At 65.8% G+C, this 15,515-nt stretch carries 13 protein-coding genes; all 13 read left to right on the top strand.

Going from position 1 to position 15,515, the window contains the following annotated elements; genetic code table 11:
• The first annotated feature begins 316 nt into the window (after positions 1-316).
• The 13 genes from OIE68_RS15355 to OIE68_RS15295 all read left to right on the top strand — a co-directional run bounded on the left by OIE68_RS15355 (position 317) and on the right by OIE68_RS15295 (position 15,458).
• Complete coding sequence (locus OIE68_RS15355; protein ID WP_327100036.1) at positions 317-2,581, top strand: bifunctional SulP family inorganic anion transporter/carbonic anhydrase; 2,265 nt, start codon at positions 317-319, stop codon at positions 2,579-2,581.
• Positions 2,582-2,861: 280 nt separating this feature from the next.
• Positions 2,862-5,117 (top strand): bifunctional SulP family inorganic anion transporter/carbonic anhydrase, encoded by a 2,256-nt coding sequence (locus OIE68_RS15350; protein WP_327100035.1) that lies wholly within the window; start codon positions 2,862-2,864, stop codon positions 5,115-5,117.
• A 70-nt stretch (positions 5,118-5,187) separates the two neighbouring features.
• On the top strand, positions 5,188-5,613 hold the full coding sequence (locus OIE68_RS15345) for a TIGR02611 family protein (RefSeq protein ID WP_327100034.1): 426 nt from the start codon (positions 5,188-5,190) through the stop codon (positions 5,611-5,613).
• Positions 5,580-6,284 (top strand): (2Fe-2S)-binding protein, encoded by a 705-nt coding sequence (locus tag OIE68_RS15340; protein ID WP_327100033.1) that lies wholly within the window; start codon positions 5,580-5,582, stop codon positions 6,282-6,284. Before OIE68_RS15345 ends, OIE68_RS15340 begins: the two co-directional genes overlap by 34 nt.
• 289 nt (positions 6,285-6,573) lie before the next feature.
• A complete protein-coding gene (thrS, locus tag OIE68_RS15335; RefSeq protein ID WP_327100032.1) occupies positions 6,574-8,625 on the top strand; it encodes a threonine--tRNA ligase in 2,052 nt (683 codons plus the stop codon).
• Positions 8,626-8,696: 71 nt separating this feature from the next.
• Positions 8,697-9,296, top strand: a complete 600-nt coding sequence (locus OIE68_RS15330; RefSeq protein ID WP_327100031.1) for an HIT domain-containing protein — start codon at positions 8,697-8,699, stop codon at positions 9,294-9,296.
• Position 9,297: 1 nt separating this feature from the next.
• Positions 9,298-9,978 (top strand): phosphatidylinositol phosphate synthase, encoded by a 681-nt coding sequence (pgsA, locus tag OIE68_RS15325; RefSeq protein WP_327100030.1) that lies wholly within the window; start codon positions 9,298-9,300, stop codon positions 9,976-9,978.
• Between the two features lie 73 nt (positions 9,979-10,051).
• Entirely contained in the window at positions 10,052-11,050 is a 999-nt protein-coding gene (locus OIE68_RS15320; RefSeq protein ID WP_327100029.1) for a phosphatidylinositol mannoside acyltransferase, read from the top strand.
• Positions 11,047-12,171, top strand: a complete 1,125-nt coding sequence (locus tag OIE68_RS15315; protein WP_327100028.1) for a glycosyltransferase family 4 protein — start codon at positions 11,047-11,049, stop codon at positions 12,169-12,171. The genes OIE68_RS15320 and OIE68_RS15315 overlap by 4 nt, the downstream gene beginning before the upstream one ends.
• Positions 12,172-12,199: 28 nt before the next feature.
• Positions 12,200-13,243 carry an NUDIX hydrolase gene (locus tag OIE68_RS15310; protein WP_327101681.1) on the top strand — a complete coding sequence of 348 codons (1,044 nt, stop codon included), beginning with the start codon at positions 12,200-12,202 and terminating at the stop codon, positions 13,241-13,243.
• Between the two features lie 241 nt (positions 13,244-13,484).
• On the top strand, positions 13,485-13,610 hold the full coding sequence (locus OIE68_RS15305; protein ID WP_281005263.1) for a hypothetical protein: 126 nt from the start codon (positions 13,485-13,487) through the stop codon (positions 13,608-13,610).
• Positions 13,611-13,827: 217 nt separating this feature from the next.
• Entirely contained in the window at positions 13,828-14,730 is a 903-nt protein-coding gene (gene pdxS, locus OIE68_RS15300; RefSeq protein WP_040692437.1) for a pyridoxal 5'-phosphate synthase lyase subunit PdxS, read from the top strand.
• A gap of 233 nt (positions 14,731-14,963) precedes the next feature.
• On the top strand, positions 14,964-15,458 hold the full coding sequence (locus OIE68_RS15295; protein ID WP_327100027.1) for a hypothetical protein: 495 nt from the start codon (positions 14,964-14,966) through the stop codon (positions 15,456-15,458).
• The last annotated feature ends 57 nt before the right edge of the window (positions 15,459-15,515 follow it).

Raw genomic sequence — 15,515 nt, 5'->3', positions numbered from 1 at the left:
CTTTCTTATCGGCGCAGTATTCGCCGAATCTCCGACCGACCCGACTCGGGATCCCCTTTGCCATGCTGTGACTCGGGTCACATTTTGATAGCAGTTGGCCTCATTTGCAACATAAGCCTTTCCATGTGCTTTGCGAAGTCTTTACTATTGCGCCTGGCCTTCGCGTCATGGGTCACCGCTTCACGAAGCTGCTCCATGCAGAGCAGATGTAGCACCCAGCGTTCTCGGAAAGCTTCGCCCGCCGCTCGCTTTCGATGCCAGTACATGTTCGACCGATGAACCGATCGGCTCCACGCCGTTTCGGCGAAGGAGAATAATGTCCACCGACACCGATCCCGTACCACGGACGTCGCCGCTTCGCGCAAGTCTTCCAGTGAGTCTCGCCGCGGTCGGCCGCCATGACCTACCCGCCTCTGTCGTGGTTTTCCTTGTCGCACTACCACTTTCGCTTGGTATCGCGGTCGCCTCCGGTGCTCCGGTCGCTGCGGGCCTCATCGCCGCCGTCGTCGGTGGTGTCGTCGCCGGTCTACTAGGTGGCTCGGCCGTCCAGGTCAGCGGGCCGACGGCCAGTCTTACCGTTGTCGTCGCCGAGAGCGTGCACCAATTCGGTTGGGCCGCTACCTGTTTCATAACTATCGGCGCGGGCCTATTGCAGATTCTGTTCGGGCTCAGTCGCGTTGCGCGCGGCGCGCTCGCCATCGCACCGGTCGTGGTCCATGCGATGCTCGCCGGTATCGGCGTGATCATCGCCCTGCAGCAGGTCCATATTCTGCTCGGCGGCAACTCGCTGAGTTCGTCGTTCGCCAGCCTCACCCAGCTGCCTCATCAGTTGATGTCGGTGCATCGCGGCGATCTGTTCGTCGGTCTGGTGGTGATCGTCATCCTGATCAGCTGGAAGTTCCTCCCGCGCTCGATCCGCGTCGTGCCGGGGCCGCTCGTTGCCGTGGTGGTCGCCACGATCCTTTCGCTGATACTGCCGACCCATGTCGAGCGTGTCGTGCTGAACGGGTCGCTGCTCGATTCCATCGGTTTGCCCGCGATCCCGTCCGGCAGTTGGTTCGCCGTCGCGATGGCCATGGTGACGGTCGCGCTGATTGCCAGTGTGGAGAGCCTGCTCTCGGCGGTCGCGGTGGACAAGTCGCGTCCCGACCATCGAACCAATTTCGACCGCGAGCTGATCGGGCAGGGCTCGGCCAATGTGGTGTCGGGTCTGCTCGGGGGGCTGCCGATCGCGGCCGTGATCGTCCGCAGCATTACCAATGCCCATGCCGGGGCGCGGACCAGGGCCGCGACGGTGCTGCACGGGGTGTGGATCCTGCTGTTCGCGGTCGCGCTGGCCGGGTTGGTGCAGCAGATTCCCAAGGCGGCCCTTGCGGGGCTGCTCATCCTCATCGGCGTACAACTGGTGAAGCTGGCCCATATCCGGTTGGCTCGGCGCAACGGCGATCTGTTCGTCTACGTCGCCACGGTACTGGGCGTGGTGTTCCTGAACCTGTTGCAAGGCATGGTGATCGGGCTCGTACTCGCCTTCGGCCTGCTGCTGTGGCGGGTAGTGCGGGTGAGCATCCACGCCGAACCGGTGGCCGATGCCCGCCGCTGGCTGATCACCATCGATGGCACCTGCACCTTCCTCGCGCTGCCCAAGCTCACCGCTGAGCTGGCGAAGGTCCCCGCCGACGTGGACGTGACCATCGAGATGACGGTCGACTTCCTCGACCACGCCTCCTATGAGCTGATCGCCGACTGGGCCGGTCTCCGTGAGGCCGCCGGTGGCACAGTCGATTTCGTGGAAATCGGCAGCGCGCGGATGGCGACCGCGGTGGCGGGCCCGCCAGAGCGTGGGCGCTCCCGCCAGGTCATCGATGAGGTCATCGGGCCGTGGCGGCGGACGGGTAATCGGGCGGATCCGATCGCCGCCGGTATCGCCGCCTATCACCGCGGCCACGCCCATCTGATGCGTCCCCATCTCCACGGATTGCGCAACCGGCCCGACGCCGACACGTTCTTTCTGACCTGCGCCGATGCCCGCATCGTGCCGAATGTCATCACCAATAGCGGGCCGGGGGATCTGTTCACCGTCCGCAACGTGGGCAATCTGGTCCCGTCCGGTGGCAGCGATGTCTCGGTGGAGGCCGCGCTGGTCTACGCGCTGGAGAAGTTGGACGTGCGGGCGGTTGTAGTCTGCGGGCACTCCGGTTGCGGGGCGATGGACGCACTGCACCGAGAGGTTCACACGGGGCCGGGGCTGGGCGACTGGCTCGCTTACGCGCGGCCCAGCCTGGACCGGTTCCGGCTCGGACATCCGGTCGCCGGTGCCGCGGCATCGGCCGGATTCGGGCCGGTCGACCAGCTCGGCATGGTGAATGTGGCACTGCAACTGGAGCGGCTGCATGCCCACCCTGTGGTCCGGCGCGGGATCGAGGAACGGGGCGTGGCGGTGTCCGGACTGTTCTTCGATCTCGCGACCGCCCGAGTCATCGAGGTGACCATGGGCGGTATTGCCGAGTTCGATGACGAGTTGACGGTCGAAGCGTTCGATGAGTTGGCCGATGTGCGGGGCATCGCCGCCGAGCCCGTCTAGTCGCGTGCTGTCGGGCCGAATGATTCGGCCCGACAGGCGAACTCGGCACGGATGTGTCGCGTTTCACATCGATTCGGAGGTATGGATCCGGGCACTTTTCGACAACTTCTCAGGCTTTGCTAAGCCTTTACTAATAGCCTTAATGCGATTTACCTCTCGACCCGCTGTCGTGTCGGGAACTGCTTCACCGCGAGATGCCGGTTCGCGGTCTGTGCCCTGTTGGACATGTTGATCGTCAACCGACCTCGGCGTTCGCGCCGAGTCGGCGAAGGAGAAGTCAATGGCTATTGATAGCGCTGTAGCCGCACCACCGTTACCGCCCACTGAACAGGGCAAGGGCCATCGCAGTTCCGAACCTCTGTCCGATCGATTGACATCGATCCTGCGCCACGATCTGCCGTCCTCTATCGTGGTCTTCCTGGTCGCGTTGCCGCTGTCCCTCGGCATCGCTGTCGCCTCCGGCGCGCCCGTCGCCGCCGGACTCATCGCCGCCGTCATCGGTGGCATCGTCGCGGGCACGCTCGGCGGTTCGATCCTGCAGGTCAGCGGACCCGCCGCGGGTCTGACCGTGGTCGTCGCCGAATCCATCAACCAATTCGGCTGGCGGACAACCACGTTCATTGTCGTCGCGGCCGGTGTGCTGCAAATCCTATTCGGGCTCAGCCGGATTGCGCGGGCCGCGTTGGCCGTCGCGCCGGTGGTGGTGCACGCGATGCTCGCGGGCATCGGCATAACCATTGCGCTGCAACAGGTTCACGTGCTGCTCGGTGGGTCCTCGCATAGTTCCGCCTGGAACAACATCACCCAGTTGCCGTCGCAACTGTTGTCGCTGCACGGCGATGACGCAATCATCGGCGCGGTGGTCATCGCGATCATGCTCGGCTGGCGCCGGGTGCCCGCCAAGGTGCGGGTGGTGCCGGGACCGCTGGTAGCGGTCTTGGTCGGTACGGTGTTGTCGCTGGTGCTGCCCTTCGAGGCCGAGCGAATCGTGTTGAACGGCTCGCTGTTCGACGCCATCGGACTGCCGCAGATCCCCAGCGGCAACTGGTCCGCGGTGGCGCTGATGATTCTGACCGTCGCGCTCATCGCCAGCGTCGAGAGTCTGCTATCGGCGGTGGCCGTGGACAAGATGCATACCGGTAAGCGCACCAATTTCGACCGTGAGCTGATCGGTCAGGGCTCGGCCAATGTGCTCTCGGGTCTACTAGGCGGTCTGCCGGTCACCGGCGTGATCGTGCGCAGTGCCACCAATGTGCAGGCGGGTGCCCGCAGCCGCGCTTCGGCGATACTGCACGGCTGCTGGATTCTGCTGTTCTCGGTCGTCCTGGCCGGGGTGGTGCAGCAGATTCCGAAGTCCGCGCTCGCTGGTCTGCTGATCGTCATCGGTATTCAGCTGGTGAAGCTGGCCCACATCAAGATGGCCAGGCGCACCGGCGATCTGCTCATCTATGCCGTCACCATCGTCAGCGTGGTCTTCCTTAATCTGCTGGAAGGCGTAATCATCGGTCTGGCACTGGCTTTCGGTCTGCTGCTGTGGCGCGTCGTGCGAGTTGCCGTGGCGGCCACGCAGATTCCCGGTTCGCAGCGCTGGCTGCTGACCATCGACGGCTCCTGCACCTTCCTCGCGCTGCCGAAGCTGTCCGCGGAATTCGCGAAAGTGCCCGCAGGCGTGGACGTCACCGTCGAGATGACGGTCGACTTCCTCGACCATGCCGCCTTCGAAGCCATCGAAGACTGGGTGCGGCAGCAGGAAAGCGCCGGCGGCGCAGTCGATTTCGTGGAAATCGGCAGTGCGCGGATGGCGCACGCGACCGCGGGTCCGCCGGCCCGCGGATTCGGGCGTGCGGTGCTCGACGAGATCCTCGGCCCGTGGCGCGGTGACGACGCGAATGCCGACCGGGTGACCTCGGGTGTGGCCGCCTACCATCGCAGCCACGCCCATGTGGTGCGGCCGCATCTGGACGAACTGCGTGACCGTCAGGATCCCGATACCTTCTTCCTGACCTGCGCGGACTCCCGAGTGGTTCCGAACGTCATCACCAACAGCGGACCCGGTGACATGTTCACGGTGCGCAATGTGGGCAATCTGGTGCCGGACAGCGGAGACGCGTCGGTGGAGGCCGCACTCGTCTTCGCGCTCAACGAATTGAATGTGCGGTCCATCGTGGTGTGCGGGCATTCGTCGTGCGGAGCGATGAAGGCGCTGCATTCCGGGGCCGACACTGGACCGGGTATCGAACCCTGGCTCGCCCATGCCCATCCGAGCCTGGAGCAGTTCCAGCTCGGGCACCCGGTGGCACAGGCGGCCGCGGCCGCTGGATTCGGCGAGGTCGACCAGCTGAGCATGGTCAATGTGGCCGTGCAGTTGGAAACTCTGCACCGGCATCCCGCGGTGCGTGCGGCGATGACCGAGCGTGACGTGACGGTATCGGGATTGTTCTTCGATATCGCCAGCGCGCGCGTCATCGAGGTGACCGTGAACGGCCTCGCTCATATCGACGACAACGGCGCGCGGGTCACGCCGGAACTCGTCTGAGCCGATGACAGCTGGACCCGTCCGACCTCGCTCGGGCGGGTCCACGCATGTCGCTCGTAGGCTGATGGAGATGAGTGTCGAGTTGGAATCCGAACCCACGCGCACCGGATGGCGCGCCTTCCGTACCCGGCTGGCCGCGCGGCCTACGCTGAACCTCGCCTACCGGATCGGGGTCGCGGTGGTCGGCATCGCGGTGCTGGTCGTCGGAATCCTGGCGATTCCCTATCCCGGCCCCGGCTGGGCGATCGTATTCGCCGGACTTGGCATTCTCGCCACCGAATTCGCCTGGGCGCGCCGGGCGCTCGGTTGGCTGCGTGACAAGTACCGGCAGGGTATGGCGTGGTACTCCGCACGGGGCCCGGCCATGCGGGTGTTCGCGGCAGTGGTGACCTTTGCGCTGGTTCTCGCAACACTGTGGGTATTGGGAACATTCGGGTTGGTCGGCGGCTGGATCGGAGTCGAATGGCAGTGGTTGCGCAGTCCCCTGAAATGGTGAACACGGTCCCCGGCCGCACCCTGACCGAACCGGACTGGCTGTCGGCACGCATCGCGGAAATGGGACGCTCCTGGGGTGCCACCGAACCGCGCGTCTCCGGCACGCTCTGGTGGTGCATGGTCGCATCGGCACTGGTCGAACAGCTCGCACGCGCCTACGCGAACGAGGAACCCGCGCCGGAGCCGTTCCTGGACCGCCTCGACTGCGAGGTCCGCCCGGACGGCGGCATAGAACGAGTCCTCATCCACCCCGTCGCAGGTGCGGGCGTAGGGCATGGTCTCGACGGTGACAGCGGTGCAGCGCACGAGTCCGACCCCGCGCTCGGCCATGCCTGCGCGAAGGCGTTGCGGGAGACCTTGGCGGCCGTGATCGGCCCAGTGGCGACGGTCTCCGGTGCGGGAGTGCCGTCACTCTGGGCGATTGCCGCCGATGCCATCGGGAACCGGGCCCTCGACGCGGGGAATTCCGAGGCCGGGGCGCGGCTCGCGGGCGAGGTCGGTGGAAAGCTGCCGGTTCCGCGGTTCGTGGATGTCGACGGGCGGACCTTTGTCCGCCGGATCTCGTGCTGCCTGGTCTTCGAGGTGCCCGGCTGCGAAATGTGCACCAGCTGCCCGAAGCGGCCCGCCGCCGAACGCAAGGCGCTCCTGGCTCGGCTCGCCGCCGAAAGCTGATCGCCCGCAAGGTATTCGGCGTCCCACGCGGCGTACCTGACCATCCGCGATGGGCTGTGCGCGCATTTTTCGAGTGAATAGGGCACGAATGCCGGATGTCACGTTCTGGTCTCGCGCAACGGCACCGGTCGACCCGCGACGCGGCGATCCGAGTCCATCGACGCGGGGCCGCCAGGGTGCCGATAGCATGGTCGCGCCGGAGCAATTCGCCTCCGACGATGACCCGTGGGCAACCGCCCGCACCAGCGCGGGAACACGCCCGCCAGCGAACGCCAAGGAGTCTCTCGCCGTGACCACCTCAGCACCTATCAGCCCTGTCGCCCTCGTTCGGGTGCCGGCCGGGACGACGGCGGGTGCCGCGGTGCGCGAGGCGGGGCTGCCGACGAAGGGGCCCGACACCATCGTCGTGGTGCGCGATGCGGAGGGGCTCAAGGATCTGTCCTGGACCCCGGACACCGATGTCGAGGTCGAGCCGGTCGCCGCCAATACCGAGGACGGCCGCAGCGTAGTCCGGCATTCGGCCGCGCATGTGCTGGCCCAGGCCGTGCAGCAGGAGTTCCCGGAGGCCAAGCTCGGCATCGGCCCGCCCATCAAGGACGGCTTCTACTACGACTTCCAGGTCGACCGGCCGTTCACCCCGGAGGATCTGGCCAAGCTGGAATCCCGGATGAAGAAGATCGTCAAAGGCGCGCAGCGGTTTTCGCGACGGGTGGTCGAGGTCGATGACGCGCGCGTCGAACTGGCCAAGGAGCCGTTCAAGCTCGAGCTGATCAGCGATAAGTCCGGTATCGACGATCCGGAGGTCATGGAGGTCGGCGGTAAAGAGCTGACTATCTACGACAACCTGGACCCGCGCACCGGCGAAAAGGTCTGGGGCGATCTGTGCCGCGGTCCGCACATCCCGACCACCAAATTCATCCCCGCCTTCAAGCTGACCCGCAGCTCCGCCGCCTACTGGCGCGGCGACCAGAACCGCGAGGATCTGCAGCGCATCTACGGCACCGCCTGGGAATCGCAGGAGGCCCTCGACGAGCATCTGCACCTGCTCGAAGAGGCCGAGCGCCGTGACCACCGCAAACTCGGTCTGGAGCTGGATCTGTTCAGCTTCCCGGACGAACTCGGCTCCGGTCTGCCGGTGTTCCACCCCAAGGGCGGCATCATCCGCAAGGAACTCGAGGAGTACTCACGCCGCCGCCACGTCGCCGCGGGCTATGAGTTCGTCAATACACCGCACATCACCAAGGGACATCTGTTCGAGGTCTCCGGTCACCTGGACTGGTACAAGGACGGCATGTTCCCGGCCATGCATCTGGACGCCGAACTCAACGAGGACGGCACCGTCCGCAAGCCCGGCCAGGACTACTACGTCAAGCCGATGAACTGCCCGATGCACAACCTGATCTTCCGCTCGCGCGGCCGGTCCTATCGGGAGCTGCCGCTGCGGATGTTCGAATTCGGCTCGGTTTACCGCTACGAGAAGTCCGGTGTCGTGCACGGCCTGACCCGGGTGCGCGGCATGACGCAGGACGATGCGCACATCTACTGCACCAAGGAGCAGATGCACGCCGAGCTGACCAGCACGCTGCAATTCGTGCTCGGCCTGCTCGCCGACTACGGCCTCGACGACTTCTACCTCGAGCTGTCCACCAAGGATCCGAAGAAGTTCGTCGGCTCCGAGGAGATGTGGGAGGAGGCCACCGAGACCCTGCGTAAGGTGGCCACCGACTCCGGACTGGAGCTGGTCCCGGATCCGGGCGGCGCGGCCTTCTACGGCCCGAAGATCTCCGTACAGGCCAAGGATGCGCTCGGTCGCACCTGGCAGATGTCGACCATCCAGCTCGACTTCAACCTGCCCGAGCGCTTCAACCTGGAATACACCGCTTCCGACGGCACCAAGCAGCGGCCGGTAATGATCCACCGCGCACTGTTCGGTTCCATCGAACGCTTCTTCGGCGTGCTCACCGAGCATTACGCCGGCGCCTTCCCGGCCTGGCTCTCGCCGGTCCAGGTCGTCGGCATCCCGGTCGCGGAAACCTTTGCGCCGCATCTGGATTCGGTCATCGAGCAGCTGCAGGACGCGGGTATCCGCGCGCAGGTCGATCGCAGCGACGACCGGATGCAGAAGAAGATCTTCAACAACACCGCGCAGAAGATCCCGTTCATGCTGCTCGCCGGTGAGCGCGATGTGAACGCGGGCGCGGTCAGCTTCCGCTTCCGCGACGGCACCCAGGTCAACGGCGTGCCGGTCGCCGCCGCGGTGGCCACGATCGTGGAATGGATCGCGAACCGGGAGAACGCCTCGCCGACCGCCGAGGGTTTTGTGGTGAAGGGCCCGGTATGAGCAGTCAGGGCCCGGAGGAGGCAGCGGGTGTAACCACGGAGGGCCCCCGCACATACCAGATCGGACAGAGCATGACTGAGCGCACGGTGCCGGACGGGCTCGTGGATTTGAACGCGGACTCGGACGAACAGGGGAGCATCGTGGATTCCGGTGCCGGTGAGCCGGATCGGTTGCAGCGGCTGTGGACGCCGTACCGGATGTCCTATATCGCCGAGGCCGCCACCGCCAATCCCAAAGACACCACGGGCCATCCGTTTACGGATATTCCGAAGATGTCGGATGAGGACGGTCTCGTCATCGCCCGTGGCGAGCACGTCTATGCGGTACTGAATCTGTATCCGTACAACCCGGGGCACATGATGGTGGTGCCCTACCGCAAGGTGGCCAACCTCGAGGATCTGACGCTCGAGGAGAGCGCCGAACTGATGTTGTTCACCCAGCAGGCGATTCGGGTGATGAAGCGGGTCTCGCGGCCGCACGGTTTCAATGTCGGCCTGAATCTCGGTGGGGTGGCAGGTGGTTCACTTGCCGACCATCTGCATCAGCACATCGTGCCGCGCTGGGGCGGGGACGCCAACTTCATCACCGTCGTCGGTGGTGTGAAGGTCATGCCGCAGTTGCTGCGGGAAACTCGGGCGCTGCTCTCGGCGGCGTGGAAGGAAGTCGAGTAGGGTGCTCAGCTTCTTCGGCCGCGAGACGTTCTCCAAAGCGACTGCGCCGCTGGGCAGAGCGCTTGTCAGTACCGGACTCACCCCCGATGCGGTGACGGTGATCGGCACCGTCGCGTCGATCACGGCCGCGGTCACCTTGTTCCCCACCGGACATCTGTTCTGGGGAACCATAGTGATCTGGCTGTTCGTCATGTTCGACATGCTCGACGGCGCCATGGCGAGAGCGCGCGGCGGCGGCACGAAATACGGTGCGGTGCTCGATGCCACGTGCGACCGTGTCGCCGACGGCGCCATTTTCGCCGGGTTGGCCTGGTGGGCGGTGTATCACGAGAACAGTAGGCCGCTGTTCTTCGCAACCCTGGTGGTTCTGGTTACCTCCCAGGTGATTTCGTACGCGAAGGCGCGCGCCGAGGCCAGTGGCCTATCCGCGGACGGTGGACTCATCGAGCGGCCGGATCGGCTGATCATTGTGTTGGTCGGTGCCGGATTCACCGGAATCGGCGGGTATTGGGGGATCGAATGGCTGACCTGGGCCGTGCACGTGGCGATGTGGATTCTGGCGGTGTTGAGCATTATCACGGTGTTCCAGCGGGTGCTGGCGGTCCGGAAATCGCCGGGCGCGCGGGACGTGATTCCGCCCGCGCCGCAGAATCCGGCGGACGCGACGGAGTTGCCCTCGTGACCGAGCGAAGCGAGGGAAACATGTGCCAGCGTGCAGTGCATACGACGGAGCCGAGCGCCAGCGAGGCGCAGTCGTGAGTTCCCAGTCCGAAGGCGTCGGCTCGCGGATCAAGTCCGGACTGACGGATTGGGCCTATGCCGCGGGTTGGCGGGTTGTGCGGGCGCTGCCCGAATCGACGGCGCGGCGGGCCTTCGATTGGGGCGGTAATCGGGTCGCGGACAAGGCGAATCGCGCCTTCCGTGCCGGTGGTGAGTCGAATCAGTTGCGGCGCAATCTCGCTCGCGTGCTCGGTGTGACTCCGGCCGAGGTGCCCGACGAACTGATCCGCGCGAGCATGCGTTCCTACGCCCGCTACTGGCGCGAAGCCTTCCGACTGCCGACGATGGATCACTCGGCACTGACCGGTTCGCTCGTGGAGGGCGTGGAGAATCTGGACGCCGCCCTGGCGCGGGGACGCGGTGTGGTGCTTGCGCTGCCGCACTCCGGAAACTGGGATGCGGCCGGGGTCTGGTTGGTCAGCCACAGCGGCACCCTCGCGACCGTCGCGGAACGGTTGAAGCCGGAATCGCTGTTCGAGCGGTTCGTCGCCTACCGGGAGAGCTTGGGTTTCGAGGTATTCCCGCTGACCGGTGGTGAGCAGCCGCCGTTCACCGCGCTGGCCGCCCGCCTGCGCGCGAACAATGTCGTATGCCTGATGGGCGAGCGGGATCTGACAGGTAAAGGTGTCCCGGTGACCATGTACGGCGAGCGCACTTGGTTGCCCGCGGGCGCGGCGAAGCTGGCCATCGAGACAGGTGCGGCGCTGATTCCGGTGCACTTGTGGTTCACCGTCGATGCCGATGGTCGCGAGGGTTGGGGGATGAAGACCGAAGCACCGCTGGATGTTTCGGACGGTGTCGCGTCGGTCACCCAGGCGCTGGCCGACCGGTTCGCGGCCAATATCGCCGAGCATCCCGCCGATTGGCATATGTTGCAGCCACAATGGGAGCAGGACCTTTCGGCGGAGCGGCAGGCCAGGATCGCCGCGGCGCAGGCCGGGTTGGACAGCGCCAAAGGGGAGAAGACACCATGAAAATCGGCATGGTCTGCCCCTATTCGTTCGATGTCCCCGGTGGTGTGCAGGCCCATGTCGTAGAATTGGCGCGGGTATTCATCGAACGCGGCCACAAGGTGAGCGTGCTCGCCCCCGCATCGGAGGACACGCCGCTGCCGGATTTCGTGGTGTCGGCCGGTCGCGCGGTGGCGATTCCGTACAACGGTTCGGTCGCCCGGTTGTCCTTCGGTCCCATGGCCTACACCAGGATTCGGCGCTGGATCGATGGCAACGACTTCGATGTGCTGCACATCCACGAACCGAACGCGCCGAGCCTGTCCATGCTCGCGCTGAAGATCGCCGAGGGGCCGATCGTGGCCACCTTCCACACCTCGACCACGAAATCATTGGTGCTGAGCACCTTTCAGGGTGTGCTGCGGCCCTATCACGAGAAGATCAGCGGCCGGATCGCGGTCTCCGAGCTGGCGCGGCGCTGGCAGGTGGAGGCGCTCGGTTCGGATGCGGTCGAAATCCCCAACGGCGTCGCCGTGCCCGCCTTCGCGCGGGCTCCGATGCTGCCCGGATATCCGCGCGCGGGCGGAACAGTGCTGTTCCTCGGTCGCTACGACGAACCGCGCAAGGGGATGGAAGTCCTGCTCGGTGCGCTGCCTGAATTGGTGCGCAGACATCCTGATGTCGAGATCCTCATCGTCGGGCGCGGTGACGAGGAGCGGCTGCGCCGCGAAGCCGGGCCGCTCGCCCGGCATCTGCGTTTCCTCGGTCAGGTGTCGGACGAGGAGAAGGCTTCGGCGATGCGCAGCGCGGATGTGTACGTCGCGCCGAATCTCGGTGGGGAGAGCTTCGGCATCATCCTGATCGAGGCAATGGCGGCCGGAACCGCCGTGGTGGCAAGCGAATTGGACGCCTTCCGCCGGGTCTTGCGCGATGGCACGGCGGGAATGCTCGTCCCGGTAGGGGATTCGGTTCGACTTGCCGCCGCGCTGGACACCCTGCTCACCGACGATGTGCGCCGCGAAGCCCTGATCCACACCGCCAATCAGGTGGTCAGCGAATACGACTGGCCGGTGGTCGCCGAACAGATCCTGCGGGTCTACGAAACCGTCACGGTGGGGGATACGCGCGTGCGGGCCGCCGGATGATCAATAGCACGGTGAGGGCTGCTGGATGATTACGTTCTCCGCCACAACGGTTCTCGTACTCGCGCTCATCGTCGCGGTCGTCGTCGCGATCGGTCTTTGGGCGGCTTCGACGGCGAACCGGCTCGACCGGTTGCACGTGCGGTCGGATCAGTCCTGGCAGGCCCTCGACGGTGCGTTGGCGCGACGGGCGGTGGTGGCCAGGTCGGTCGCCGTGGCCATCGCGGGCCCGACTGCCGATTCCGCGCTGGTCGAGCAGGCCAAACGGCTCAGCACACTCGCCGATCGGGCCGAGCGGGCGGGCCGTGCCGACCGTGAAACCATCGAAAATCAGCTCTCGGCAGCGCTTTCCGCGATCGACATCGCCCAGTTGCGCCCACAGCAGGTCGCCGAACTCGCCGATGCCGAGGCTCGAGTGCTGATCGCGCGTCGCTTCCACAACGACGCGGTGCGCGACACCCTCGCCCTGCGCACCCGCCGCCCGGTCCGCATCCTGCACCTGGGCGGTACCGCGCCGCTGCCGACATATTTCGAGATCAGCGAACGCGCCACCCCGGCCGCATCGACCGGCCTGGTCGTCGATACGGTCCGCACCTCGGCGCGCGTGGTGTTGCTCGACGAACAGGACCGCGTGCTGCTCATGCGCGGCAACGACCCCAAAACACCCGACGTCTCCTTCTGGTTCACCATCGGCGGCGGCGTGGAACCGGGGGAGACCCTGCGCAGTGCGGCGGTGCGAGAGCTCTGGGAGGAGACGGGGCACACCGCGGATCCGACCGCCCTGCGCGGTCCCATCTGGCGGCGGGTCGCGGTATTCCCGTTCGATGGCGAACTCATCCGGGCCGAGGAGTTGTTCTTCGCCCTGCGTGTCCCGGCCTTCGACCCGAAGCCGGGCAATCTCACGGCGGTCGAGCGACGCAGCATCACCGACCACAAGTGGTGCACCGGGTCGGACATCGTCACCCTGGACCACACCGGCGAGACCGTTTACCCCTACCACCTGGACCAATTGCTTCCCGAAGCTGCCAAAGCCGCGTCGGGTGACTCCCATCCCGAGGTGCGGTCTATTCGGTGATCGGGGGGCTGCCTGAGCGCCCATTCCTGCCTCGATTGCGCGGCTTCCCACAGCATCGGCGCGAGAATGGGTGCTCGGGCCGATCAACCTCCCACGCCTGCGATCAGGGTGCGCGCGTGGATCTTTCGGCTGTGATGTGTTTCACGATCGTGATAGCGTCGCGACTGGATTGCTGCCGCCTGGGTAGTGCTGGTGGGGGAGCGCTACCGGGGAGTTCTGGTGGTACTTCCACTGCAGTGAGATGGTCCGTTGGCGTGTGGAAGGTAAGCAGTACATGTCCTACCTGTTGTTCGATTTCCTATTGCCGTTGTTGGGTTCCGATGCCGCGGGGTATTGGGCCCAGTTGCTGGTAGTCGGCCCGCTGTAGTTCCTGTCGGGTGTTCGTCGGGGCGGCGCAAGACTTGCGTCGGCCCGACGGAACCGTCTCGCGACCGGTCCAGTGGTTGCCGACCGGACGCGGACCCGCTGGTCGCGGCAAGGCCAGTGGTGTCCAACTGGCTATCAAGTGGCCTGATCGGCCCGCCTAGAATCGGTGGCGTTAGTTCCAAGCGACCCGATTGGCGCACATGACTCAGGAGTTTGCCGTGACCACGCCCGAGACCACCAACACCATCGGCACCGCCCGCGTGAAGCGCGGGATGGCCGAGATGCTCAAGGGCGGGGTGATCATGGATGTCGTCACCCCAGAGCAGGCCAAGATCGCCGAGGACGCCGGCGCGGTTGCGGTGATGGCCCTGGAGCGTGTTCCGGCCGATATCCGCGCACAGGGCGGCGTCTCCCGGATGAGCGATCCGGACATGATCGACGGCATCATCTCCGCCGTCTCGATTCCGGTCATGGCCAAGGCGCGTATCGGCCACTTCGTAGAGGCGCAGATCCTGCAGAGCCTCGGCGTCGACTACATCGACGAATCCGAGGTGCTGACCCCCGCCGACTACGCCAACCACATCGACAAGTGGAACTTCACCGTGCCGTTCGTGTGCGGTGCCACCAACCTGGGCGAGGCGCTGCGCCGGATCACCGAGGGCGCGGCCATGATTCGCTCGAAGGGTGAGGCGGGCACCGGCGACGTCTCCAATGCCACTACCCACATGCGCAAGATTCGTGCCGAGATCCGCAAGCTGTCGTCGCTGCCCGAGGACGAGCTGTTCGTCGCCGCCAAGGAGCTGCAGGCGCCGTACGAGCTGGTGCGCGAGGTCGCGCAGACCGGCAAGCTGCCGGTCGTGCTGTTCACCGCGGGCGGTATCGCCACCCCCGCCGACGCCGCGATGATGATGCAGCTCGGCGCCGAGGGTGTCTTCGTCGGTTCTGGCATCTTCAAGTCCGGCAATCCGGCCGAACGCGCTGCCGCCATCGTCAAGGCGACTACGTTCTACGACGACCCGGATGTGCTCGCCAAGGTTTCGCGCGGTCTGGGCGAGGCCATGGTCGGCATCAATGTCGAGGAGCTGCCGGTCGATCACCGGCTGGCCGAGCGCGGTTGGTGATCTACCGCTGAATCGAATCGACGCCCGCGGCACCGGGATTGCTTGATCCACTGCCGCGGGCGTTGCTCGTTCTGCGCGATGAGGGAGAAGCTGTCGCGGCCCTCACAGTTGTCTTATGCCCGCCACAGAGTTGGTGGCTAGCTTCGGAATTCGGTGCACGTCGGCGGCCGCGCGGGCAATTGGCGCGGCACCGTCGGGGTCACGGACCTGTCCGAATGGCAAAGGATGATCAGTTGAAGCTTCGTAAGACCGGACGTGTCGCGATCGCGGGACTGGCCGCCGTGGCCGCCCTCAGCCTGTCGGCATGTGGCAGCGACGACTCGAAGACCGCGACCACACCGACCAAGACCTCGACCAGCGTCACGAAGTCGAATGCGAACCTCCCGCCGACCCCGAGCGTCGCCGACCTCAACGCCCAATTGCTCCGCGCGCTGGACCCGTCGGTGCCGAGTTCGGAGAAGTTGGATCTGGTGCAGGGTGCGCAGGCCGATCCGGAACTGCCCAACCGCCTGGCGCAGGCCTTCCAGCAGGCGGGCGCCAAGGCCGAGGTCACCGAGGTGAATGCCTTCGGCGACGCACTCAATGCCAAGGCGAAGTTCACCGTCAACGGCCAGGAGAACATCGTCGACGTGCCCTTCGTTGCCGAGGACGGCAAGTGGAAGGTCGAAAAGAGCTGGTCCTGCACCATGTTGAGTAACCTCGGTCAGCAGTCGACGGCCTGCGGCTAGTCCCGGTTCCCGGCCGCAGCGGGTTCGGCCGGGGGAGTGGGTGATTCGAGGTGGCGA

The organism is Nocardia vinacea (assembly GCF_035920345.1).
Lineage (GTDB): Bacteria > Actinomycetota > Actinomycetes > Mycobacteriales > Mycobacteriaceae > Nocardia > Nocardia vinacea_A.
This window is presented reverse-complemented; position numbering and strand designations above follow the sequence as displayed.